The following is a 21,593-nucleotide window of genomic DNA, read 5'->3' on the forward strand; positions in this document are numbered from 1 at the left end:
CAACGGCACCACCCGCACCACACCGACCCGCACCACACCACACCGACCCACACCACACCGACCCACCCCACGTCACCCCGCACCACGTCACCCCGCACCGCGCCACCCGGCAACGGCACCACTCCGCAACCGCGCCTCCCGTACAGACCACCCCGCACCGCACCACCCGCACCGCGCGCCCACACCCAGCCCTCCACACCCAGCCCTCCACACCCAGCAGCCCACACCCAGCAGCCCACACCAGCGCCCCGTACCAACAAAACCCGCACCCACCCCGGAGGCCCCGTGACCAGTCTGGAAACCGACGAGCACCGCGCCCTGCGCACCGCCGTGGCCGCCCTCGGGGCCCGCCACCGCGGCACCTTCTTCACCCCCGAAGCCACCGACGCCCTCTGGCGGGAGGCCGGCAAGCTCGGTTACCTCGGCGTCAGCGTCCCCGAGGAGTACGGCGGCGGAGGCGGCGGCATCGCCGAACTCGCGATCGTTCTGGAGGAACTCGGCGCCGCCGGCTGCCCGCTGCTGCTGCTCGTCGTCTCGCCGTCCATCACCGGCACCGTCATCGCCCGCTTCGGCACCGACGAACAGAAGCGGCAGTGGCTGCCCGGACTCGCCGACGGCTCCCGCATCATGACGTTCGGCATCACCGAGCCCGGCGCGGGTTCCAACTCGCACCGCATCACGACCACCGCCCGCCGCGCCCCCGACGGCAGCGGCGACTGGCTGCTGACCGGGCGCAAGGTGTTCATCTCGGGCGTGGACGTCTCCGACGCGACGCTGATCGTCGGCCGTACGGAGGACGCCCGCACCGGCAAGCTGAAGCCGTGCCTGTTCATCGTGGAGCGGGACACCCCGGGCTTCGAGTACCGGCCGATCGAGATGGAACTCAACGCCGCCGAGAAGCAGTTCGAGCTGAGCTTCGACGACATCCGGCTTCCGGCGGGGGCCCTGGTCGGGGACGAGAACGCGGGCCTGCTCCAGCTCTTCGCCGGCCTCAACCCGGAACGGATCATGTCCGCGGCCTTCGCGCTCGGCATGGGCCGGCACGCGCTCGCGAAGGCGGTCGACTACGCCCGTACCCGTACGGTCTGGAAGGAACCGATCGGCGCGCACCAGGCGATCGCCCACCCGCTCGCGCAGGCGCACATCGAGCTGGAACTGGCCCGCCTCATGACGCAGAAGGCGGCCCGGCTCCACGACGAGGGCGACGACACCGGAGCCGGGGAGGCGGCGAACATGGCGAAGTACGCGGCGGCCGAGGCCAACGCGCGGGCCGTCGACCAGGCGGTGCACACGCTCGGCGGCAACGGTCTCACGAAGGAGTACGGTCTGGCCCAGCTGATCACCGCCAGCAGGGTCGCCCGGATCGCGCCGGTGAGCCGCGAGATGATCCTCAACTACGTGTCCCACCAGACGCTCGGACTGCCCAAGTCGTACTGACCGGACGGCCGCCACGGCGCCGGGAACGGAGAGCCGGACCGGCGTCGCACGGCAGCCGAGCAGACCGGAGCGCAGACCGCCCGGGAAGGAGTTCCACCCGCCCATGACCCGAGGCCAACCCCCCGTGCCTCCCGCCACCGCGCCCCTCGTGCGCCGGTCGGCGGAGCACGGCATCACGACACTGACCCTGGACTCGCCGCACAACCGCAACGCGCTCTCGACCCGTCTGGTCGGCGAGTTGTCCGCGGCGCTCGCGGAGGCGGCCGACGATGCGGCGACCCGTGCGGTGCTGCTCACGCACACGGGCGGCACCTTCTGCGCGGGGGCGGACCTGACGGAGATAACCGGCGCCCGGGAGGACGGCGAACGGGACCTCTCGGATGACGGGGGCGCTCCGAACGAGCGGGACGGCTCGGGCGGCAGAGGCGGTTCGAACGAGCGGGACGGCTCGGGTGACCGGGGCGGGTTGAACGACCGGGACGGCTCCGACGACCGGGACGGATCGGGTGACCGGCACGGGTTGAACGAGCGGGACGGCTCGGACGACCGGGGCGGGTTGAACGAGCGGGACGGCTCGGACGACCGGGACGGATCGGGTGACCGGCACGGCACCTCCGCTCCGCGGGCCCTCGCCGCTCTGCTGCGGACGGTCGTGGAACTCCCGAAACCGGTCGTGGCCCGGATCACCGGCCACGTCCGGGCGGGTGGCCTCGGACTGGTGGGCGCGTGCGACATCGCGGTGGCGGGCCCGGAGGCGAGTTTCGCGTTCACCGAGGCACGGCTCGGACTGGCACCGGCCGTGATCTCGCTTCCGCTGCTGCCGCGCATGGACCCGCGCGCGGCGGCCCGACATTATCTGACGGGGGAACGCTTCGACGCGGCGGAAGCGGCCCGTACGGGACTGGTGACGGCGGCGGCGGACGACGTGGACGCGGCGCTGGTGCCGATCCTCGCGGGGCTGCGCAAGGCGTCACCGCAGGGACTGGCGGAGTCCAAGCGGCTGCTCACGGCGGAGACGCTGCGTGCCTTCGACCGTGACACGCGGGCGGCCGCCGAGCAGTCGGCACGTCTCTTCGCCTCGTCCGAGGCCCGCGAGGGCATGACGGCCTTCCTCGAACGCCGGGACCCGTCATGGGCACGCTGACCCCGGGCGCCGACCGGACCTCCACCCCGGACCGGACCTCCACCCCGGACCGCACCCCCGACCCCGACCGGACCCCCAAGCAGGACCGGACCCCCACCCCCGATCGGACCCCCACCCCCGATCGGAACCCCAAGCAGGACCGCAGCCGGGCCACCCGCCGCCGCCTGCTGGAGGCGGCCGTCGCGTGTCTGGCCGAGCACGGTTGGAGCGGCAGCACGGTCTCCGTGGTCGCCGAGCGGGCCGGGGTGTCGCGGGGCGCGGCCCAGCACCACTTCCCGACCCGCGAGGACCTGTTCACGGCGGCGGTCGAACACGTGGCGGAGCAGCGCTCGGCGGCCCTTCGCGCGGTGCCGGCCGGCCCGGACCACGCGCCGGGTCGGGCAGCGGCTGGGGAGGACCGCACCCGGGCCGTGGTGGAGGAGATCGTCGGCCTCTACACGGGACCGCTGTTCCGGGCGGCACTCCAACTGTGGGTGGCGGCCTCGAACGAGGAGCCGCTTCGGAGCCGGGTGACGGCCCTGGAGGCCCGCGTGGGCCGGGAGAGCCACCGGATGGCGGTGGAGCTGCTGGGCGCGGACGAAACGGTGCCGGGGGTACGGGAGACGATCCAGGGACTGCTCGACATGGCCCGCGGCCTGGGCCTGGCGACGCTGCTCACGGACGACAGCGCCCGCAGGGAACGGGTGGTCGCCCGGTGGGCCGGAATCCTGGACGCGGCACTCCGGTGAACACGACGAGGCGGCGCGGCGGCCCGGACCCCACGGCCCGAACCTCCCGGGCCGCCCCACGGACCGGACCCCACGGACCGGACCCCACGGACCGGACCCCACGGCCGACCCCCCGACCGGGCCCCGGGACGGTCCCGTAGCCCGGACCCCGGGACGGTCCCGTAGCCGGGCCCAAGGACAGCCCCGGACAAGGGCCCCGGGGGACGGCCCCAAGGACAGCCCGGGGGACGGCCCCAAGGACGGCCCCGTAGCCGCCCCCGGAACCCCACGCTCCGCGCCCCGCCCGTATCCGGTCAGCCCGAGATGTCCCCGTACCCGGAGATCTCCCGCGGGTCCCGCGAGCCCGGCCCCACATAGCGGGCCGACGGGCGGACCAGCCGCCCCGTGCGCTTCTGCTCGAGGATGTGCGCGGACCACCCCGCCGTACGCGCGCAGGTGAACATCGAGGTGAACATGTGCGCCGGCACCTCCGCGAAGTCCAGCACGATGGCCGCCCAGAACTCGACGTTCGTCGCGAGCACCCGGTCCGGCCGCCGGTTGTGCAGCTCCTCCAGCGCGGCCTTCTCCAGCGCCTCGGCGACCTCGAAGCGCGGCGCGGCCAGCTCCTTCGCGGTCCGCCGCAGCACCCGCGCCCGCGGGTCCTCGGCGCGGTACACGCGGTGACCGAATCCCATCAGGCGCTCGCCGTTGTCGAGGGCCTGCTTGACGTACGCCGTGGCGTCGCCGGTGCGTTCGATCTCCTCGATCATGCCGAGCACCCGCGACGGGGCGCCGCCGTGCAGCGGGCCGGACATGGCGCCGACGGCCCCGGACAGGGCGGCGGCCACGTCGGCGCCGGTGGAGGCGATGACCCGGGCGGTGAAGGTGGAGGCGTTCATGCCGTGCTCGGCGGCCGAGGTCCAGTAGGCGTCGACGGCCTTGACGTGCTTGGGGTCGGGCTCGCCGCGCCAGCGCCGCATGAAGCGCTCCACCACGGTCTCCGCCTTGTCGATCTCGCTCTGCGGGACCATCGGCAGCCCCTGCCCGCGCGCCGACTGGGCGACGTAGGAGAGCGCCATGACGGCGGCCCGCGCCAGATTGTCCCGGGCCTCGTCCTCGTCGATGTCGAGGAGCGGTTTCAGGCCCCACACCGGGGCGAGCATGGCCAGCGCGGACTGCACGTCGACGCGGATGTCACCGGAGTGGACGGGGATGGGGAACGGCTCGGCGGGCGGCAGCCCGGGGTTGAACGCGCCGTCGACCAGCAGCCCCCAGACATTGCCGAACGACACGTGCCCGACGAGGTCCTCGATGTCGACACCGCGGTAGCGGAGGGCGCCACCCTCCTTGTCGGGTTCGGCGATCTCCGTCTCGAACGCGACGACTCCTTCGAGTCCGGGTACGAAGTCGGACATCAGGCGGCTCCTCGTCATGTGGTCGGCACAGGGTTCGTGGCCTGCGTGCCGAAGTCTGCGGTGTGTGGGGGCGCGCCGCTCACGGATGCGCGGCCGGGGCTCGCGCTCCGTATCGGCTGTTCCCGTGGTGCCCCGCGCGGGCGTGGTCACGCACTCACGCGATCGGCGTCACGGCGGTCGCCTACGGGTCTTCGGGTGCTGCGGGGGTGGTGCGGAGGTCCTGCGGTGCACTGCGCACTAGCCCGGACGATATATCCCGGTGTCCGGAGTCCACAGTGGCCCGGCCCAAGATTTTGGCCGGTCCGACCGGTGCGGGGAAGCGTGAGAAGCGGCACACTCCGCGATCTTCCCGGGAGAGGGTTACGCGCCGGGCGGCCTGGGCAAAATCCAGCAGCTCGTTCGGCTCTTCGGATGATGCTGCAAGATGAGTCCCGTGCCAGAAGTGGATCCCGAGCAGCCGGCCGAAGCCGTATACGACCCCGCTGCCATGCGCGAGCACTACCGGTCCGAGGGCCTGTCCGCGGCCGACCTCGCGGCCGAGCCGATGGAGCAGTTCGCCCGCTGGTTCCGGCAGACGGCCGAGAGCGGCCTCTACGAACCGAACGCCGTGGTCGTCTCGACGGCCGACGCCGAGGGCCGGCCCAGCTCGCGGACGGTGCTGCTGAAGGGCTTCGACGAGCGCGGCTTCGTCTTCTACACGAACTACGGCTCCCGCAAGGGCCGGGAGATCGCCGCGAACCCGTACGTCTCGCTGCTCTTTCCGTGGCATCCGATCGCCCGCCAGGTGCTGGTCGGCGGCCGGGCCGAACGGGTGGGCCGGGACGAGACGGCCGCGTACTTCCGCACCCGCCCGCACGGCTCGCAGCTGGGCGCGTGGGCCAGCCGCCAGTCGGAGCCGGTCGCCTCGCGCGAGGAGCTGGACCGCTGGTACGCGGAACTGGCCGACCGCTATCCGCCGGGCGAGCAGGTGCCGGTGCCGCCGGGCTGGGGCGGTTTCCTGGTGGTCCCGGAGACCGTCGAGTTCTGGCAGGGCCGGGAGAACCGGCTGCACGACCGCCTCCGTTACGTCCGCTCGCCGGAACCCGGCGCGAAGGAGGCGTGGACGCTGCAACGCCTGTGCCCGTAGCGCGCGGACGGCGCGAGCCCGTCCCCGGGCGCTACGGGCACACCCGGCGCCGCACGGCCGGGCGGGCGGCGGGCCGGGAACCGGACGAGGAAGCGGGCTGGAGGGGTGAGAGCCGACGGGAAACCCGTGCGAGAGCCGGTGGAACCCGTGGAAGCCGTTGGGAGCCGGTGAGGAGCGCGGGCGGGTGCCGTCGCGGGGCAACCGGACAAGGAACGGGCCGCGCGGGAACCGGCCGGGACGCGGGTGAGGGCCGGCGAGCAGCGGGCCGGAGCCGCTGGGCCGGAGGGCAGGAACCGGGAGGACCGGGAACCGGGCAGGAACCGGGCAGGAACCGGGCCCGGGAACGCAGACGACCCGCGAGCCACACCCCCGGCGTCGGAAGAAGCAGGGGGGCCGGTCGGACGTACCGGCAGCTCGCGGGTCGGGTGACTGCTTGGGATTGGCCGGCTGCACGCCCCCTCGGGGAGCGTACGCATCCGGCGATGCGCAGAGCGCGACGACGGACTGCTAGCCCGCAGTCACCTCACGCGTCCGGTTGTCATACATCTGCCGAACCACCTCCCTTCTCGTGTGCCTCAGACATTAGGCACGCCGCGCCGCGGGCTCAACCCCTTTTCGCGGGTGACCGTTCCGGTGCCGTCCCCGGTGCCGTCCCCGGTGCCGTGCGGGCCCCGCGGGCGGTGCTCCCCGGCCGTAGGCGGAGGCACGGATTTCGGCGAAGACGGTGTGCGCCAGGTCACGTTCGAGTTGAATGATCCCGTGTGCGGCGCATGACGTCACGTCCCGTATGGGGGTGCCAGGTGAGTGCTTCTCGGCCTTCCGGCTCAGGTCCCATCCGTTCCGCGCGTTCCACCGGCTCCGGCCCGGGAGGCGGAACCGGCGCGGGTGATCCCGCGCGTACCGGCCCCGGCGGCCCGTCCGGAACCTCCGGCTCCGGCAGTGGCCCGGGCGGTTCGGGTGGCGGTTCCGGTGGCGGCTTCGTGCCCGGCGGACCGCAGGACCCGGCGACCGGCCCGCCGCCCGAGTCGGAGGACTCCGACCTCCTCGCCGCGCTGCTGGACGGCATGGACGCCGCGCTCTGCGCCTTCGACGCGGACGGGGTCGTCACCCACTGGAACCGCGAGGCCGAGCGGGTCCTCGGCTGGTCGGCGGAGGAGGCGGTCGGCCGCCGGGGTTTCGCGGGCTGGGCGGTGCGCACCGCCGACGCCGAGGAGATCGAACAGCGGCTGCTGGACGCGATGAAGGCCCCGGGACGCCAGGTCCACGAGTTCGCGCTGCTGACGAAGGACGGTGGCCGGGTGCTCGTCCGCACCCAGTCCGCCGCCGTGCAGAGCGCGGACGGAGAGCCCGCCGGGGTCTACTGCGCGTTCAGCGAGGCGCACGCCCAGATCGACCTGGAGCGTTCGATCGCGCTGAGCGAGGCGCTGTTCGAGGACGCGGGCTGGGGCGTGGTGCTGGTGGACGCCGACCTGCGGCCCGCGGTCGTGAACAAGCACGCCCTACGGGCCTTCGGCACGGCCCGCCCGGCGCTGCTGGGCCGGCCGCTGGGCGAGTTGCTGTCGGACGGCGTGGAGGAGCTGGAGAGCGCGCTCCAGCACGTGCTGGCCGAGGGCACGCCGCCCGCGCCCAACGAGATATGGGTGACCGTACGCCCCGCTTCGGACAGTGCCCGGCAACGCGGCCCGGAAGGCGCCCGGGGCAGACCCGGGGACGACGGCGGGGCGAGACCCGGCGGCAGACCGGGAGCCGCCGGACCCGGCCCGGACGGCACCGGCCCGGAAGAGGGCGGCGGCGGTCGCCGCTGCTGGCGCTGTGGATTCGTACGGCTGGCGTCACCGCTGGCGGAGGAGCCCGTTCCGCTGGGTGTCGGCTGGTTCTTCCAGGACGTGACGGAGGCCAAGCGGCTGGAGCAGGAGAGTTCGCTGCTGCGCTTCCGGGGCAACCAACTGCACCGGGCTGGGCTCGCGGCGGCCGAGTGCGAGGACCCGAGGGAGGCGGCGAAGGCCCACCTGGACTTCGCCATGGCGGGCTTCGCGGACCACGTACTGCTGGACCTGCTGCCGCCCGCCCGGCCGGATCGCACGGGCCCCGGGGACGCGGCGGCCGACACCCCGTACGACGACCCGGCGGGCGGCGCTCTCGGGACCCGCCCGGGCCGCGCCGGTGAACCGGGGCGGGGCAGGCTGGTCCGGGCCGCGGCGACACCGGCCGACTCCGGCGGGCCCTGCTCGGCGGTCCGGCCGGGCGGCATGCCCGTGCCGTACGCCGACGGGCACCCGGCGTTGCAGGCGCTGGACCGCACCTGCGCGGTGCGCGCCTCGGCGGGCGGCGCGGCCGGGGAGGGCTGGGCACGGGCCCGCCGGTGGCCGGACGACGCCGTGCACGCCCTGTGCGTGCCGCTGCGGAGCCGGGGCCGCTCGCTGGGCGTGCTGACGTTCCTGCGGGCGGCGAGCAGACGGGCGTTCGAACGGCAGGACGCGGTGTACGCGGAGGACGTCGCGATCCGTACGGCCGCGGCGCTGGACCTGGCGGACGCCGCGGGAGCCTGACGGCACACGGCACACGGCACACTTCACAGGCACAGGCGTGACGGCACACGGCGGCACATGACACGGCACCCGCGCGACGGCACCCGCGCGACGGCACACGGCCGGAGGCTGTCGGCAGGCGGCCGGAGGCCGAGACGGCGTGGCCCCGACCGGCCCCGGGTCGGCCACGTGGCCCCGACCGGCCCCGGGTCGGCGGCGTGGCCCCGACCGCGCCTCCGAGCGGTGTCGTGCGGCACCGCTCGGGAAACCGATCGACACCGCTTGGCCCCTCGAGCCCGTTGGGCGCGTCCGACACCGTTGGGCCCGTCGAGCCCCCGTCGAGCCCCCGTCGAGCCCGCCGAACCTTTCGGCGGATGGTGCGGGCGGGTGGTGCGCGGGCGGGCGGCGGGCGCGGGCTCACCGCCGGTAGAAGATCCGGTCCCCGTAGTCGCTCATGACCTGCGCGTTCCATGCGTGGCCGCCGTCCACGTTGCCCGAGCGGAGCATCGGCGGGGTGATGCCGCGGGCGGCGAGTTCGCCCGCGGCGGTGGCGACGACGGCCTGCATGAGGGCGCTGGTGACGACGGTGGAGGCGGGCGCGAAGGGCGCGTCGATGCCGTCGGCGGCGAGTTCCGCGTCCCCGACGGCGATCTTGCTGTCCAGGACGACGTCGCAGTGGTCCTTGAGGAAGGTCCCCCAGGGATTCCGCGGAGCGGTGCCCTCCGCGTACGCCACGGAGGTGACACCGACCACGGTGAGCCCGAGTTCCTTCGCGTGCCGGGCCATCTCGACGGGCAGGGTGTTGCGCCCGGACAGCGAAATGACGACCAGCAGGTCCCCGGCCCGCACCGGACCGGTGTCCAGAACGGCGCTCGCCAGCCCCTCGACCCGTTCCAGCGCGCTGCCGAGCGTGGCCGGGACGACATCGACCCCGACGGCCCCGGGAACGGGCAGCAGGTTCATCAGCGCGAGCCCGCCCGCGCGGTAGACGACGTCCTGCGCGGGCAGGGAGGAGTGCCCGGCGCCGAAGGTGAACAGGCGGCCCCCGGCGGCGACGGTGTCGGCGATCAGGCCGGCGGCGCGGTGGATGTTGCCGTCCTCCTCGTCGCGGACGCGCCGCAGGAGATCGAGGGCGGCGTCGAAGAACTGCCCGGAGAGCTTCCCCGTGCCCGGGCTCCCCGTGCCCGGACTCCCGGTGCCGCCGCCGAAGCCGCCCCCGGCTTCATTCCCCGCTGCGCTCCCCGTCGTGCTCCCGCCGGTGTTCCGGGCCGCACTCCCGCCTGCGCTCCCGGCCTCCGGGACACCGCGGGGGCCACTCCCGGCGCCGCTGACGGTGCCCGTTCCGTTCTCGCTGCCGCTCATGCCGAGGAGCCTTTCGGTGGGGGACGACGGGCGGTCCGGGCCCGGGGAGAAGTCCGGTTCCGGTGCCTTCCGGCGGTTTCCGCGGCGATCACGGTGCGGTCTGGACCAGTGCCGTGTCAAGACCACCTTGCGCGCGGGGACCCGGTTGTCGGCGGGATGCGTCAGAATTGAGGCCAGGGCCACCGCACGACTCATCGAGGGGCACGCATGTCCGGACTCATCGACACAACGGAGATGTATCTCCGCACCATCCTCGAGCTGGAGGAGGAAGGTGTGGTCCCGATGCGTGCCCGGATCGCCGAGCGGCTCGACCAGAGCGGCCCCACCGTCAGCCAGACAGTGGCGCGGATGGAGCGGGACGGGCTGGTCACCGTGGCAGGGGACCGCCATCTGGAGCTGACCGAGGAAGGCCGCCGGCTGGCGACGCGCGTGATGCGCAAGCACCGGCTCGCCGAATGTCTGCTGGTCGACGTGATCGGCCTGGAGTGGGAGCAGGTGCACGCGGAGGCGTGCCGCTGGGAGCACGTCATGAGCGAGGCGGTCGAGCGCCGCGTCCTGGAGCTGCTGCGGCATCCGACGGAGTCGCCGTACGGCAATCCGATCCCCGGCCTGGAGGAGCTGGGCGAGACGACCGTCTCGGACCCGTTCCTGGACCCGGGCATGGTGAGCCTGGCGGACCTGAAGCCGGGCGCCGACGCGCAGACGGTCGTGGTGCGCCGGATCGGCGAGCCGATCCAGACCGACGCGCAGCTGATGTACACGCTGCGGCGGGCCGGGGTGCAGCCGGGCGCCGTGGTGAGCGTGACGGACGGCGCGGGCGGCGTGCTGATCGGCAGCGGCGGCGAGGCGGCCGAGCTGGACTCGGAGATCGCGTCGCACGTCTTCGTCGCCAAGAGCTGACCCTCTCGGCCGGGGCGACCCCCCGGCCCGGGCGAGCCCCTGGGCCCGGGCGAGCTGTTCGGCCCGGGCGAGCCGCGGGGCCGGGGACGGACGACTGAGGAGAGGACCGCACCGAATCCGGCCGATTCGTTGCCGGAACGTGGCAGTGAAACCGGCCGGTGGATGGCGAAGACTGCTTGCGGGCGCCCGCAGCGTCCCGGGGGGCGCGGCGGGCGGGGGGACCGCGTCAGCGCGGGACCGGCAGAGAGGTGGCGGGGCGGGCCCCGTCGCCCCGACTTCGCATGGGGGGCGCCGAGGTGGCGCACGATTCTCCGGTGTGGTGGCTCTTCGCGGCCGTGTGTACGGCGATCTGGCTCGTCGTGATGTGCCCGGCCATGCCCACGAGGGCGTACAGACGCGGCGTCGCGACGGGACCGGTGGCGATCTTCGTCCCGGTGATGCTCTACGGCGTGAAGTACGGAGCCGTCACGGCGGCGCTGCCGATGTACTGCGCGTTCGTCCTGGCCGTGCCGGCCGGGGTGCTGGGCCACCGGGAGGCGCTGCGTGAGGCGTTGAAGGACCCGAAGACGTCGTACGGGGAGACCTCCGGGCCGTGGACCCTCCAGTCGAGCGCCGCCCTGGTGGCGTTCATGGGGCTGGCGGTGTACTACCTGGCCTCCTGAGGGACCGGGCCACCCGCCCCGGCCCACCGGCCGTGCGGCGCATCCCGTGTACGGGGCACGGGTACGCGTACGGGGTACGGGAGGGCACGCGGTGGCGCCTTCCGGCCCACCCGGTGCCCGCCCCGGGGCACAACGGCCCGGCATATGCGACGCTGTTGCGGAGGTACGGCAGGAGGGGGCTTTCGCCGTACCGGGGAGGGGGCTTGCGATGGGCCACGAGGCACCGCACCGTGCCCGGTGCCGAGTCCTGACGGCGCGACGCCGAACCGGGACACGCGCGCGACGAACCGGAACGGCGTCGGTGGCGCGCCGGACCTCAGCAGAAACGACACAGCGCGGTCGCCGGCGTCGCGCCCGGCCCACCGAAGCGACCGCGACGGACCGTACGCCCGGAACGGACCGGGGGACCGAACCGGACCGGGCGGCTCAGACGCACCGAACGGGCGGCACAGCCGGAAGGAACCGGACGGTTCGAGCGACGCGAACGGACCGGACCGCTCGAACTAGCCGAACGAGCTGTACCGACCGGACGGCCCGAATGAACCGAGCGGGCGGCGCGGACCGAACAGTCGGCGTAAACGGAGCAGCCGGTGCGGACGGACCAGTCGGCGTAAACGGAGCAGCCGGTGCGGACGGAACAGTCGGCGTAAACGGAGCAGCCGGTGCGGACGGAACAGTCGGCGTAAACGGAACAGCTGACGCGGGCGGAACAGCTGACGCGGGCCGATCAGCCGGTGTGGGCGGAGCCGCCGGTGCGGGCCGAACGGCCCGAACGAGCAAGCCGGACAGGTCAGATGCCGATCGCGCCCGCCGCACCCGAAGCAGCCGGTGCGGCGCGAACAGCCCGGACAGCCGGTCCAACCGGGACGGCTCCGGCCCCCGGCGTCACCCACACGGGCGTTGTTGCACGGCAATCGCGACTCGAACCCGCATGTTCGAATACAAGTTCGATAACGTGTCCGTGGCACACCGAAGCGGCAACCGGAACGAATGGGGGTGCCAGATCACATGGTGCGGCGTATCGACGTGAGCGGGACGGACGGAGTGCGGCTCGCGGCCTGGGAGTTCGCCGAACCGCCGAAGGGCGGGAAGGAGGGCGAGCAGGCCCCGGGCGTGCTGTTACTGCACGGCCTGATGGGGCGTGCCGCGCACTGGGCGGACACCGCCCGCTGGCTCGCCGCCCGCCATCGCGCCTTCGGGCTCGACCAGCGGGGCCACGGCCGCAGCGACAAGCCGGCCGAGGGGCCGTACAGCCGTGAGGCCTTCGTCGGCGACGCCGAGGCGGCGATCGAGCAACTGGGTCTGGCCCCCGCCGTGTTGATCGGCCACTCCATGGGAGCCCTGACGGCGTGGCAGCTCGCAGCCCGGCGCCCCGATCTGGTGCGTGCCCTGGTCATCTGTGACATGCGGGCCTCCGCGCTCGGGGGGCGGTCGCAGCGGGAGTGGGAGGAGTGGTTCGAGTCGTGGCCGGTGCCGTTCGCCACGCTCGCGGACGTGCGCAAGTGGTTCGGCGAGGACGATCCCGGGCTCGAACGCCCGGCGCCGAGCCGGGGCGAGTTCTTCGCCGAGGTGATGGCCGAACGGCCCGACGGCTGGCGCCCGGTGTTCTCCCGCCGCCAGATGCTGATGGCGCGCGAGACCTGGGTGCACGACGCGCACTGGGAGGAGTTGGCGCAGGTGCGGTGCCCGACCCTGGTGCTCCGCGGCGTGGACGGGGAGCTGGGGCGGGCCGAGGCTCAGGAGATGGTGCGGGTGCTGCCCCGCGGCGAGTATGCGGAGATCCCCGATGCCGGGCATCTGGCGCACCACGACCAGCCGGAATCCTGGCGCGCGGCGGTGGGGGCGTTCCTCGACAAGACCTTGCCGGACTGACTGGAGCGGTGGACGGACCGGCTCGGGGCGGCGGACGGGCCGGCTCGGGGCGGCGGACGGGCCGAGTCGAAGCGGTGGACGGGCCGGCTCGGGGCGACGGAGGCGCGCTCCCCGTTCGCTGAGCCCATGACGGCCCGGACTCTCGGTGCCTGTGTCGGCACCTTGCCCGAACCTATCGAATAACGATAGATTCCCATCGTGACTCGATATGAGGAGGGGCGATGGGAAAACTGACAGTGCTTGCGCTGCGCGCGGTGCTCGTGGTGCTGCTCGCCGGCTCGGTGTTCGTGCAGGCGGTCATGGTGCCGCTGCTGGCCGCCGACTTGAACGAGGGCGACGGGGACCTCGCCCATGTGCGCACCCCGGTCGTCCTGATCGTGCTCCTGGGCTTTGTCGCGGCCCAGGTCGTCCTGGTCTGCGTCTGGCGGCTGGTGACGATGGTGCGGCGCGGCACCGTGTTCTCCCACGCGGCCTTCCGGTACGTGCATGTGGTGATCGGCGCCATCGCGGCGGCCGCCGCCCTGCTGTTCGCGCTCGCGGTCGTTCTCGCTCCGGGTGAGGCCGTCGCCCCGGGCGTCGTCCTGCTGATCTGCGGAGCGGTGGTGGCGGTCCTGGGCGTCGCGCTGATCGTCCTCGTCCTGCGGATGCTGCTCGCCCAGGCCGTGGCGCGCGACGTCGAGGCGGCGCGGATGCGGGCCGAGCTGGAAGAGGTCATCTGATGCCGATCGCCGTCGACATCGACGTGATGCTGGCCAAGCGGAAGATGTCCGTGGGCGAACTCGCGGAACGGGTGGGCATCACTCCCGCCAACCTGGCGGTCCTCAAGAACGGCCGGGCCAAGGCGGTGCGCTTCGCGACACTGGCGGCGCTCTGCGAGGTGCTGGAATGCCAGCCGGGAGATCTGCTGCGCTGGGAGGCCGGGGGTTCCGTGGAGGGCACCGGGGGCGAGTGACCCGTGACGGGACGGGCCGCCACGAGCTTCTTCCGGCCGGGCGCCCCGGCGGGGGCGCCCGGCGTACAAGTGGAACTCTGACCGTCCGTGACGCGGGCGGCGTCAGCGGTTGATCGCCTGGACTTCCTGCACGGTGACCTCCTGGGTGGTACCGAAGGTGCCGTCGGGCAGGTCGCCCCCGGTGCCTCCGGAGCCGGTCCACTCGACCTCCCAGGTGACGGTCGCCCGGAGCGGGAAGGTTCCGTCACGGGAGGAACGGAGGTAGGTCAGGCCGCACGGTGGGGTCTTCTCCTCGGCGCCCTTGGTGTACGGGGTGCCGATGCTGCCGTCCTCGTTGATCGTGCACTCACCGGAGCCGGGGTGCAGCTCGGCGTCCTTGGTGCCGGGCTCGATCTTCAACGACACCGGGGTGGCGGTCGTCGTGGCGTAGAGGTTGAGAACCTCGATCGACGCGGTGACGGAGACGGGCCTGAACGTGCTCTCGTCGAGCCAGGCCCAGGTGGGCAGGTTCACCTTCTGGTTCTGGGTGGGCGACAACTCGACCTCGGTCCCGGGCACACGGACTTCGGCGTAGGCGAGTTCCGCAAGCATTTCCGTCGTGATGGATTCGGGAATGTTCGCGGGCGGCGGGTCGCCCTCGTCGACCCAGAAGGGCTGCTCGTCACACGCGTCCCACCCGGAAGGGTAGGACTCGTCCACGTAGGAGTCCCAGAAGTAACCCTCGCCGGATTTCTCCTCGTTGAAGTCCTTGTACGGCTTCCCGTTCACGTACCGGTCGCGCTGCTGCGCGTCCCACTCATAGCCCGTGGACTCGGCCTCCCAAATGGGCTCCATCTCGGCCTTCAGCTGTTCCGGAGTGTACTTCGGGGCGTACCAGCACGGGGGTGGGGACCAATCCGCGGGCGGCGTGAGCGATCCGACCGACGAGCCGGAACCATTCTTGCTGTGGTCGTAGACGACCGCGCCCACGCCTGCCGACAGTGTGCCGTCGTCGGTGGTCTCTCCGGTGTTGAAGCTGCCGCCCGGTTTTCCCCGGTCGGCGTACGCGGGTGATGTGCTGAGGCAGAGTAGCGAGACTGCTGAGATGACTGCGGTCGCGCGTACTACGCTGTTCAACGCTGGCATGAGTCTGCGCCTCGACGAGAATGCATCTTGACCGTTTCCCATACCCCGTCCTTGTTCTTCTTGAGTACAGAGTTGTAAGCGATGTAGCTGTTCTTGCTGGGTTTTGTCTTCTGTACTTCTCCGGTCTTGATGACCTTGTTGAAAGCCTTGCTCTCGTCGGCGCAGTAGGAGATTGACGCACTGGTGCCCGAACTGATGCTTACGCGCCGGTCGTAGTATTCAACGAGTCCCGTGATCGTCCAGCCCTCGTCGATGAAGCTTTGCACCCATTCTTGCGCTGCCGCGGCGGCTTCTCCTTCGGTGTAGAACTCGAGCGCCGGCAGGCGGGGTTCACCGGCGACGATCGCGGCGTCCATGGCCCGGATGAACTCCTTGTTGTCCTCCAGAGCGGCATCTTGTGCCGCGTCGCCGGTCTGCTCGGGAGTGAACTTGTAGGTCACGTCCTTCGGCAGCTTGATCTCCGGCCGCTCGGCGGACCCCGAAGCACTCGCGCTCGGCGACTCGGACTTCTTGTCGTCCTGCTCGGCGCCGGCGATCTTGTCGTCGTCCTTGCCCTTGTCCTCGCTGCCTCCGCAGCCCGTGACGAGCAGGGCGGTGCATGCGGCCAGCGCTGCCGCGGCGGTCAGGTGGCGGTACGTCACGGATGCTGCTCCCGGGAGCCGTCGGGTCTGAGAGGTCGACAATCACCGTATGCGCATGGCCTCCGAACAGGCAGTGTTGTGACCGTATTGAGAACAATCCCTCACAAGCTGCGGGCAAATCACGGACGAGGCTTCGATGTACGGGGAGTCGCACGAACGGCTCGGGCGGGCTGGCCGTGCGAGCCGGTGGCCGGGGCGGCTCCGGACCCGGGTGCTTCCGGTACCGTGAAAGCGTTCAGCGGACGGATCGGCCGGCCGTTGCAGGCCGAGGCACGGAAGGGGGCCGCGTGTCTTTCCTCAGGTTCGCGGGTGACGAGGTGCTGGAGATGGCGGGCACGCTGGAGACCAGCGGCGGCCGGATGAAGGGCGCCTCCAAGGAGATGGCCGGGACGGATTCTTCGCATATCGGCCATAGCGATCTCCAGTCCGCCTGTGACGACTTCGCGGACTCCTGGGACTACGGCTTCGGCCAGCTTTCCAAGCTCACCGAGGGCGTCTCGAAGTTCGCGAAGAAGGCCGCGGAGGAGTTCGGCAAGCTGGACCAGAAGCTTGCCGCGGAACTGGAGAAGGCGAAAAAGGGCGACAAAGCGTAAACAGGCGGTTGCAGGCGCCGTTGTTTCCCACTGTGGGCGGGCGCCGGGACCGGTGAGCGGAACCGTCTGAGCATGGGACGGCTGTTGTGGGGCTGCGACGTCAGCTCGGGGAACTGGGACAACACATCGACCAGGACGAGCGGCACCTGGCGGATCTTTCGATGCGGGCAGCCGCCGCGGGGGATCTGACATACACGACGGACGTCCGTTCGCCGTCGGTGTGGCGCCTCGCGAAGTTCGCCTACGTCGCCGAGCAGTACGGTTACCGCTACGCCGGACTGGACCCGGACCTCGGATCGTCGAACACTCCGCTGTTCATCTTCCGCCGTCTGCCGGACGCCGGCGAGCGGAGCAGGCGTGTCCGCCAGGACTACCCCGACGCGCTCACCGGCGGCCGGCTGCCCGGTCTGCGGTCCCTGGGCGGCCGGCTGGTGCCGACCCCGGAGGCCCGGCAGGAGGTGAAGCTGCTGCACGCCCGGATCAAGGTCGACTACGCGGCCGCGGTGGGACGGGAGCCGCTGACGAAATGGTTCCTCGGTATCCCGGCCGCCATCCTCCTGATGCTGGTGGTGAACGGCGAGGTTGATGCCCGGGGGCTGCTGGTCGGAGCCGGGCTGGCGCTCGGACTCGTGCTGTTGCTGGTGGCCTCCCGGTGGTTTCTCCTCGTCCGGCAGAAGGCATATCAGCGGTTGCTGCACAAGGAGTCCGCGCAGCAGGGCAACCGTCCCGTAAGGTAGGCGTCTTTCGCCGGAAGCCGGAAGCCGGAAGCCGGAAGCCGGAAGCCGGAAGCCGGAAGCCGGAAGCCGGAAGCCGGAAGCCGGAAGCCGGAATGCTTGTCAGGTGAACGAGAACGTCCGCCCGATGTGCGCCAGCCGCGCCGAGTACGAGTCGAGCAGAAAGACCGACGGCGTCGAGATCGTGACGTACACGCAGTAGTCCCGAGGAGCCGGGATGATCAGCTGGAGCGCAGCGACGGCGATGCTCGGCCGTGCGGACGAACCGGCGCCCGCCGGCCTCACGGGAGAACCGGCGCCTGCCCCGGCTGCGTCCGGCACCGCGGTCTCGGCAGAACCTGCCGCCGCGGGGTTCGTCACAGCCCCAGCAGGGCCAGTGCCCCCGGAACCCGGGGAAGCAGCTGAATCCGGCGGCACCACGGACGCCTCCGACGCCGCGACGGGCGTCGCCGTCTCAGCGGACGTCTCCGTCTCGGCGGACGTCGCCGGCACCGCGGACGTCGTCGGCACCGCGGACACAGGCAGCGTCATCGTCCGCAGCGACGTCGACATCACCCCCGGCCCGCACGGCAGCTTCGCCGCCAGCAGCATGTCCTGCCGTCCCTGCACACCCTTGCCCAGCGGGAAGTCCAGCTCCTGGAGCTTCCCGTCGTGGGCGAAGAAGCTCTTCTCCTTGGCCCGGTAGATGCCCTCGGCCGCCAACAGCCGGTCCCGGTGGTCGCTGGGCCGCACGGTGACCGCCAACAGCCCCATCGACAGCCGCTCGTCGCCGTCCACCTCTTCCGTGCCCACGCACATGGCCGTGAGCACGGTCGTGTCCGGCCCCGACAGCCGCGGCAACTGGGCGCGCAGTTGCTCGCTCGCCTGTGCCAACTGCTCCGCGTCGGCGTCCGTCATCAGCTTGGCCATCGCCTCCCGCCACCCCTCGGAGGCAGTGGGCTCCGGCAACCGTACGAACTCCTCGGGCACCTCGTGCGTGAAGGTGTACGGCACCTCACGCGGCCGGGCGTCGGCGACGGGGCCGGTCCTGGGCCCGGTCATGCGGCGGTCCCGTACTGCGACGGGTTGAGGCCGTTCGTGAAGCTGGAGCCCGACGACGTCAGCGTCGTGGGTGCGTCGACCTGCGGGCCGAGCGGTCCCGGCGCGACCGTCTGCGTCTCGTCCGGAGCGCCGAAGTAATCGGCGAAGCCCTTGCCCGGGCCGACGATCGGCATGTCGGAAATGTTCCAGTCGCCGTCCGTCCAGCGGCCGTCGTTCATGTTGGAGAAGCCCGCGAAGGTCGCTCCGGCGATGGTCCCGCCCCAGTCTAGGGCGTTGCCCGTTGCGACATGGGTCCAGCCCTTGGCTGCGGTGGCGAAGCCGCGGGCCGAGTTCGCGATACCGCTGGGTATCTTCGCGATACCGCCCCAGTTGCCCGGGCCGATCTTGCCGAGTGTGGCCGCGAAGCCCTGGGTTGCGCGCAGCGTACGGCCGGACTGAACCAGAGCGCGCCCCGCCTTCGCCAACCGGGCGCCCGCCAGGCCAACGCCACCTGCGAACACGCCCGCCGCGTCCCAGGCGAGGGTCTGCCACGTCACGCCCTCGGCCCCGCCGGCCATGGCGATGCCGTGCGAGGCGAGCGCTCCAGCACCGACGATCAGACCGATCAGAGCCAGGCCCGCGATGCCGCCGATGGGAAGCGCGATGAGGCAGATGACGCCGATGACCATGGCGATGTCGGCCAGAAGGTCGCCGACCAGCTTCCAGAAATTCGGGTCGGTGAGCGTGTCCCAAGCCTCCGACATGTAATCCGAGACGGCCTTCACCAGGTCGTCGAACCAGCCGGGCTCGGGCGGGGCGTCGTCCGCCGCGTTCCTGACCGTACGCGCCACGTTGCCGGCCGCGGTGTTGTACTCGGTGTTCAGAGTGTGGGCACGGTTCCGGATGGCTTCGAGTTCGGCGTCGGCCGTGTCGACGGCCTTCTCCTTGCCCTTCTTGTCCTTCTCGTGCTCCTCCAGCTCCTTCTTCGACATGCCCGAGGTGTTTTCCGGCAGGCCGGTCAGACTGGTCTTGGCGCTGCTGACCTGCTTGGCGGCCGTAGCGGCCTCCTCCTCCAACTTCCGGGCGCGCGCCTGAAAACCGTCGAGGCTGGTCTCCCAGCTCGCCAGCGCCCGGTGTGCGTCACCGAGGGAGTCCAGCGCCTTCTTCAAATACGGCGGGATCTTGGATACGGAATCGGTGAACGCGTCCGCCGACTTGCCGACCCATATCCCGTCCGAGGTGCCGATCTTGCCGAGCTGGGTTTGCGCCGTGCCACCGTCCCGGCTGACCTTGCCGACCGCGGCGACCAGCAGCCGTACCGTCTCCAGATCACCCGGCGCCGGGTCGAAGCCAAGATGCGGATACTTGTCCGAGCTCATCGTTACGCTCCGTGCCTTTCCGTGTCCTGTACTGCTCCAACAACTCCCCCGTGCCCCCGCGTCTGCCGGAATGCTGACGAACCACGGACACGCGCCACTGCCTGTGGAAGGTACCTGCCTGCGCCGAGGACCTCCACACCGGGCGAGTGATAGAAAGGTTCTTCCCGTCGGCGTGTGCGGATCACTGGAGCGCCGACACGGTTCCCGACACAACTTCCGGCCAGGAGGCGAGATGTTCCTGCTGCGACGACAGCTGACCGCACTCCTACGGGACGGCGGAGCGGGTGTGGAACTGCACACCATGGTGAATCCATGGGCATCGCGGCGGAAGTTCGCAGCATTCGCCTATATCGCCGAACAGTACGGCTACCGTTACGACGGCCTCGCCTCCGGAATCCCCACCAGCCGCAGCCACCCTATCTTCGGCTTCCGCCGCCTGCCCGACGCGCAGGAGCGTGCGACCCGCACCTCCGCCGCGTACCCCAACGCCGTCGGCGGCGGCCCGTATCCCGGTATGAGGCCCTCCGGCAATGGGCTGACGCCGCTGCCGGAGGCCCGGCCGGAGGTCGACCTGCTGCACGCCCGGATCATGACCGATCTGTACGGCGAATCCAGCACGGGGCGCATCAAGATGATGGCGATCGTGATTCCCGTCTCCGTCCTGCTCGGGCTGGTGCTGACCGGCAACTTCACTACGACGGGCACGCTGATCGGCGGCTGCGTGGTCGCCGGCTTTTGGCTGTACCTCTGGCTGGCGGCGGCCTACATGCGCCGCAGGCGGGTGAAGTACGTACGGATCCTGGAACGGGCGGGCATCGCCTGGCCGCCGCGGAGGTCCGATCGCTGAGCTGCGGTCCCGGGTGACCGGGGGCTCAGACGTCCGCTGAATCCGCCGCGAAGCCGACGAAGGAGGCCCAGGCGGTGGGCTCGACGCGGAGCACGGGGCCGTCTGCGTTTTTGGAGTCACGCACCCGCACGGCGTCGTACCGGGCTATGGCGACTTCCACGCAATCGCCGCCGCCGGAATCGCTGTAACTGCTCTTGAACCACGTCAGGCCGTCGTTCACAGCTCACCTGCCAACTGCTCGATGAAGGCCACGGACTCCGTCAGCCCGAGAGCCTGTGTGCGAATCATCGTATGCCGCCGCATGAGGACGCTCACCTCGTCCGGCTTGGACACCAGAAGGCTCGTGCCCTGGCCCTCCAGGTACACGAGAGGCGTGTGCTCCGGAGTTTCGATGACCTTCATCGCTCCGCGCAGCCCCGCATGGCCGGTCCGGTCCAGTGGCATCACTTGCAGGACGACATTGGGCCGCGCCGCGCACTCGATCAAGTACCGGTACTGCTCCTTGGTCACCGTTGAGCCGCCGATCCTCTGTCGAAGAGCAGCCTCTTCAAGTACGACGTGCACAACGGCCACCGGCCGCCGGTCGAACAACACCTTGCGGGCCATGCGAGCCTCGACGAGTTTTTCCACCTCTTCCTCGTCGAGCGGGGGGAAGTCGCATCGGAACAGCTCACGCGCGTAGCTCTCGGTCTGGAGAAGTCCTTCGAGCACCTGGGGGCAGTACGAGGAAACGCTGAGAGCCTCAGCTTCCAGCTGCACGAAGCCCTGAAAGTAGGCGGGGTACCGCTCCAAGCGCAGATACTTCGAAGCCGCCGCGATCAACCCGCCGGCGTCCAACGCCTCCTCGGCCCGCGCAATGAACTCGTTCGTGGCGGGACGGGCGCAGGTCTCCACGGAGCTGACCGCTGCCCCGGTGTAGTTCATCCGGGAGCCGAGCTCGTCCTGGGTCAGCCCGGCCCGCTCGCGCAGCTTCCGCAGCACCTCGGCGAAGTACTGGGTGGCGGGTGAGGCGGTTTCCTTGTTCTTGGCCAGTGGCATACGAGCTGCCCCCTCAACGCGGTCCAACGCGTGATCAACGCACGGCGGCTGAGGCTGGGCAGTCACCCGCGTCGATGCTCCGACCCTGGTCAAGCTAGCCGTGCGGCATGG

General features: G+C 71.5%; 21 protein-coding genes. 13 read left to right on the top strand and 8 right to left on the bottom strand.

The genetic code is table 11. The annotated features are described in order from the left end of the window. The first annotated feature begins 285 nt into the window (after window positions 1-285). The 3 genes from GCU69_RS31705 (at window position 286) to GCU69_RS31715 (ending at window position 3,309) form a co-directional block, all read left to right on the top strand. Window positions 286-1,437 (top strand): acyl-CoA dehydrogenase family protein, encoded by a 1,152-nt coding sequence (locus GCU69_RS31705; RefSeq protein WP_156207923.1) that lies wholly within the window; start codon window positions 286-288, stop codon window positions 1,435-1,437. A gap of 103 nt (window positions 1,438-1,540) precedes the next feature. Continuing rightward, window positions 1,541-2,581 carry an enoyl-CoA hydratase family protein gene (locus GCU69_RS34920; RefSeq protein WP_156207924.1) on the top strand — a complete coding sequence of 347 codons (1,041 nt, stop codon included), beginning with the start codon at window positions 1,541-1,543 and terminating at the stop codon, window positions 2,579-2,581. Then, window positions 2,569-3,309, top strand: coding sequence for a TetR/AcrR family transcriptional regulator (locus GCU69_RS31715; protein ID WP_156207925.1), 741 nt, complete (start codon window positions 2,569-2,571; stop codon window positions 3,307-3,309). Before GCU69_RS34920 ends, GCU69_RS31715 begins: the two co-directional genes overlap by 13 nt. Window positions 3,310-3,602: 293 nt before the next feature. Here the strand turns inward: GCU69_RS31715 and GCU69_RS31720 are convergent, their stop codons facing one another. Next, on the bottom strand, window positions 3,603-4,703 hold the full coding sequence (locus tag GCU69_RS31720; protein WP_098753273.1) for a citrate synthase 2: 1,101 nt from the start codon (window positions 4,701-4,703) through the stop codon (window positions 3,603-3,605). A gap of 487 nt (window positions 4,704-5,190) precedes the next feature. Between GCU69_RS31720 and pdxH the strand changes: the two genes are divergently transcribed. Together pdxH and GCU69_RS31730 are read left to right on the top strand one after the other, a co-directional pair. Then, window positions 5,191-5,829: a pyridoxamine 5'-phosphate oxidase gene (pdxH, locus tag GCU69_RS31725; protein WP_156207958.1), complete on the top strand. Its 639-nt coding sequence runs from the start codon at window positions 5,191-5,193 to the stop codon at window positions 5,827-5,829. 980 nt (window positions 5,830-6,809) lie between these two features. Beyond that, window positions 6,810-8,378 (top strand): PAS domain-containing protein, encoded by a 1,569-nt coding sequence (locus GCU69_RS31730; RefSeq protein WP_156207926.1) that lies wholly within the window; start codon window positions 6,810-6,812, stop codon window positions 8,376-8,378. A 396-nt stretch (window positions 8,379-8,774) separates the two neighbouring features. Here GCU69_RS31730 and GCU69_RS31735 read toward each other — a convergent pair whose 3' ends face one another. Further along, window positions 8,775-9,719, bottom strand: coding sequence for an SIS domain-containing protein (locus GCU69_RS31735; RefSeq protein ID WP_156207927.1), 945 nt, complete (start codon window positions 9,717-9,719; stop codon window positions 8,775-8,777). A 207-nt stretch (window positions 9,720-9,926) separates the two neighbouring features. Between GCU69_RS31735 and GCU69_RS31740 the strand changes: the two genes are divergently transcribed. The 5 genes from GCU69_RS31740 to GCU69_RS31760 all read left to right on the top strand — a co-directional run bounded on the left by GCU69_RS31740 (window position 9,927) and on the right by GCU69_RS31760 (window position 14,105). Next, a complete protein-coding gene (locus tag GCU69_RS31740) occupies window positions 9,927-10,619 on the top strand; it encodes a metal-dependent transcriptional regulator (RefSeq protein ID WP_098754178.1) in 693 nt (230 codons plus the stop codon). Window positions 10,620-10,915: 296 nt separating this feature from the next. Continuing rightward, complete coding sequence (locus GCU69_RS31745; RefSeq protein ID WP_156207928.1) at window positions 10,916-11,281, top strand: hypothetical protein; 366 nt, start codon at window positions 10,916-10,918, stop codon at window positions 11,279-11,281. 1,008 nt (window positions 11,282-12,289) lie between these two features. Continuing rightward, window positions 12,290-13,153 (top strand): alpha/beta fold hydrolase, encoded by an 864-nt coding sequence (locus GCU69_RS31750; protein ID WP_156207929.1) that lies wholly within the window; start codon window positions 12,290-12,292, stop codon window positions 13,151-13,153. Window positions 13,154-13,374: 221 nt separating this feature from the next. Beyond that, window positions 13,375-13,872 (top strand): DUF2975 domain-containing protein, encoded by a 498-nt coding sequence (locus tag GCU69_RS31755; RefSeq protein ID WP_098753349.1) that lies wholly within the window; start codon window positions 13,375-13,377, stop codon window positions 13,870-13,872. After that, window positions 13,872-14,105: a helix-turn-helix domain-containing protein gene (locus GCU69_RS31760; RefSeq protein WP_098753350.1), complete on the top strand. Its 234-nt coding sequence runs from the start codon at window positions 13,872-13,874 to the stop codon at window positions 14,103-14,105. The genes GCU69_RS31755 and GCU69_RS31760 overlap by 1 nt, the downstream gene beginning before the upstream one ends. 102 nt (window positions 14,106-14,207) lie before the next feature. On the opposite strand, the gene GCU69_RS31765 is transcribed toward GCU69_RS31760, so the two are convergent. Together GCU69_RS31765 and GCU69_RS31770 are read right to left on the bottom strand one after the other, a co-directional pair. Further along, window positions 14,208-15,230, bottom strand: coding sequence for a hypothetical protein (locus GCU69_RS31765; protein WP_156207930.1), 1,023 nt, complete (start codon window positions 15,228-15,230; stop codon window positions 14,208-14,210). Then, window positions 15,218-15,871 carry a hypothetical protein gene (locus GCU69_RS31770; RefSeq protein ID WP_156207931.1) on the bottom strand — a complete coding sequence of 218 codons (654 nt, stop codon included), beginning with the start codon at window positions 15,869-15,871 and terminating at the stop codon, window positions 15,218-15,220. The genes GCU69_RS31765 and GCU69_RS31770 overlap by 13 nt, the downstream gene beginning before the upstream one ends. Window positions 15,872-16,158: 287 nt before the next feature. On the opposite strand from GCU69_RS31770, the gene GCU69_RS31775 reads away from it, so the two are divergent. Continuing rightward, complete coding sequence (locus tag GCU69_RS31775; RefSeq protein WP_170315994.1) at window positions 16,159-16,464, top strand: hypothetical protein; 306 nt, start codon at window positions 16,159-16,161, stop codon at window positions 16,462-16,464. Window positions 16,465-16,550: 86 nt separating this feature from the next. Beyond that, window positions 16,551-17,201 carry a hypothetical protein gene (locus GCU69_RS31780; protein ID WP_156207932.1) on the top strand — a complete coding sequence of 217 codons (651 nt, stop codon included), beginning with the start codon at window positions 16,551-16,553 and terminating at the stop codon, window positions 17,199-17,201. Window positions 17,202-17,300: 99 nt separating this feature from the next. Here the strand turns inward: GCU69_RS31780 and GCU69_RS34270 are convergent, their stop codons facing one another. Beyond that, window positions 17,301-18,239: a RodZ family helix-turn-helix domain-containing protein gene (locus GCU69_RS34270; RefSeq protein WP_235978835.1), complete on the bottom strand. Its 939-nt coding sequence runs from the start codon at window positions 18,237-18,239 to the stop codon at window positions 17,301-17,303. Next, window positions 18,236-19,597, bottom strand: coding sequence for a putative T7SS-secreted protein (locus GCU69_RS31795; RefSeq protein ID WP_156207934.1), 1,362 nt, complete (start codon window positions 19,595-19,597; stop codon window positions 18,236-18,238). The genes GCU69_RS34270 and GCU69_RS31795 overlap by 4 nt, the downstream gene beginning before the upstream one ends. Before the next feature lie 232 nt (window positions 19,598-19,829). Here GCU69_RS31795 and GCU69_RS31800 point away from each other — a divergent pair, with 232 nt between their 5' ends. Further along, window positions 19,830-20,444 carry a hypothetical protein gene (locus GCU69_RS31800; protein ID WP_098753355.1) on the top strand — a complete coding sequence of 205 codons (615 nt, stop codon included), beginning with the start codon at window positions 19,830-19,832 and terminating at the stop codon, window positions 20,442-20,444. A 25-nt stretch (window positions 20,445-20,469) separates the two neighbouring features. Here the strand turns inward: GCU69_RS31800 and GCU69_RS31805 are convergent, their stop codons facing one another. Beyond that, window positions 20,470-20,664: a DUF397 domain-containing protein gene (locus GCU69_RS31805; protein ID WP_156207935.1), complete on the bottom strand. Its 195-nt coding sequence runs from the start codon at window positions 20,662-20,664 to the stop codon at window positions 20,470-20,472. Further along, entirely contained in the window at window positions 20,661-21,482 is an 822-nt protein-coding gene (locus tag GCU69_RS31810; protein ID WP_156207936.1) for a helix-turn-helix domain-containing protein, read from the bottom strand. The genes GCU69_RS31805 and GCU69_RS31810 overlap by 4 nt, the downstream gene beginning before the upstream one ends. Window positions 21,483-21,593: the final 111 nt, after the last annotated feature.

This window comes from Streptomyces lycii (assembly GCF_009735685.1).
GTDB classification, from domain to species: Bacteria; Actinomycetota; Actinomycetes; order Streptomycetales; family Streptomycetaceae; genus Streptomyces; species Streptomyces lycii.

Coding starts and splice junctions, on each gene's coding strand:
- GCU69_RS34920 (WP_156207924.1), top strand. CDS start 1,541: ATGACCCGAGGCCAACCCCCCGTGCCTCCCGCCACCGCGCCCCTCGTG.
- GCU69_RS31715 (WP_156207925.1), top strand. CDS start 2,569: ATGGGCACGCTGACCCCGGGCGCCGACCGGACCTCCACCCCGGACCGG.
- GCU69_RS31720 (WP_098753273.1), bottom strand. CDS start 4,703: ATGTCCGACTTCGTACCCGGACTCGAAGGAGTCGTCGCGTTCGAGACG.
- pdxH (WP_156207958.1), top strand. CDS start 5,191: ATGCGCGAGCACTACCGGTCCGAGGGCCTGTCCGCGGCCGACCTCGCG.
- GCU69_RS31735 (WP_156207927.1), bottom strand. CDS start 9,719: ATGAGCGGCAGCGAGAACGGAACGGGCACCGTCAGCGGCGCCGGGAGT.
- GCU69_RS31740 (WP_098754178.1), top strand. CDS start 9,927: ATGTCCGGACTCATCGACACAACGGAGATGTATCTCCGCACCATCCTC.
- GCU69_RS31750 (WP_156207929.1), top strand. CDS start 12,290: ATGGTGCGGCGTATCGACGTGAGCGGGACGGACGGAGTGCGGCTCGCG.
- GCU69_RS31755 (WP_098753349.1), top strand. CDS start 13,375: ATGGGAAAACTGACAGTGCTTGCGCTGCGCGCGGTGCTCGTGGTGCTG.
- GCU69_RS31760 (WP_098753350.1), top strand. CDS start 13,872: ATGCCGATCGCCGTCGACATCGACGTGATGCTGGCCAAGCGGAAGATG.
- GCU69_RS31765 (WP_156207930.1), bottom strand. CDS start 15,230: ATGCCAGCGTTGAACAGCGTAGTACGCGCGACCGCAGTCATCTCAGCA.
- GCU69_RS34270 (WP_235978835.1), bottom strand. CDS start 18,239: ATGACCGGGCCCAGGACCGGCCCCGTCGCCGACGCCCGGCCGCGTGAG.
- GCU69_RS31795 (WP_156207934.1), bottom strand. CDS start 19,597: ATGAGCTCGGACAAGTATCCGCATCTTGGCTTCGACCCGGCGCCGGGT.
- GCU69_RS31800 (WP_098753355.1), top strand. CDS start 19,830: ATGTTCCTGCTGCGACGACAGCTGACCGCACTCCTACGGGACGGCGGA.
- GCU69_RS31810 (WP_156207936.1), bottom strand. CDS start 21,482: ATGCCACTGGCCAAGAACAAGGAAACCGCCTCACCCGCCACCCAGTAC.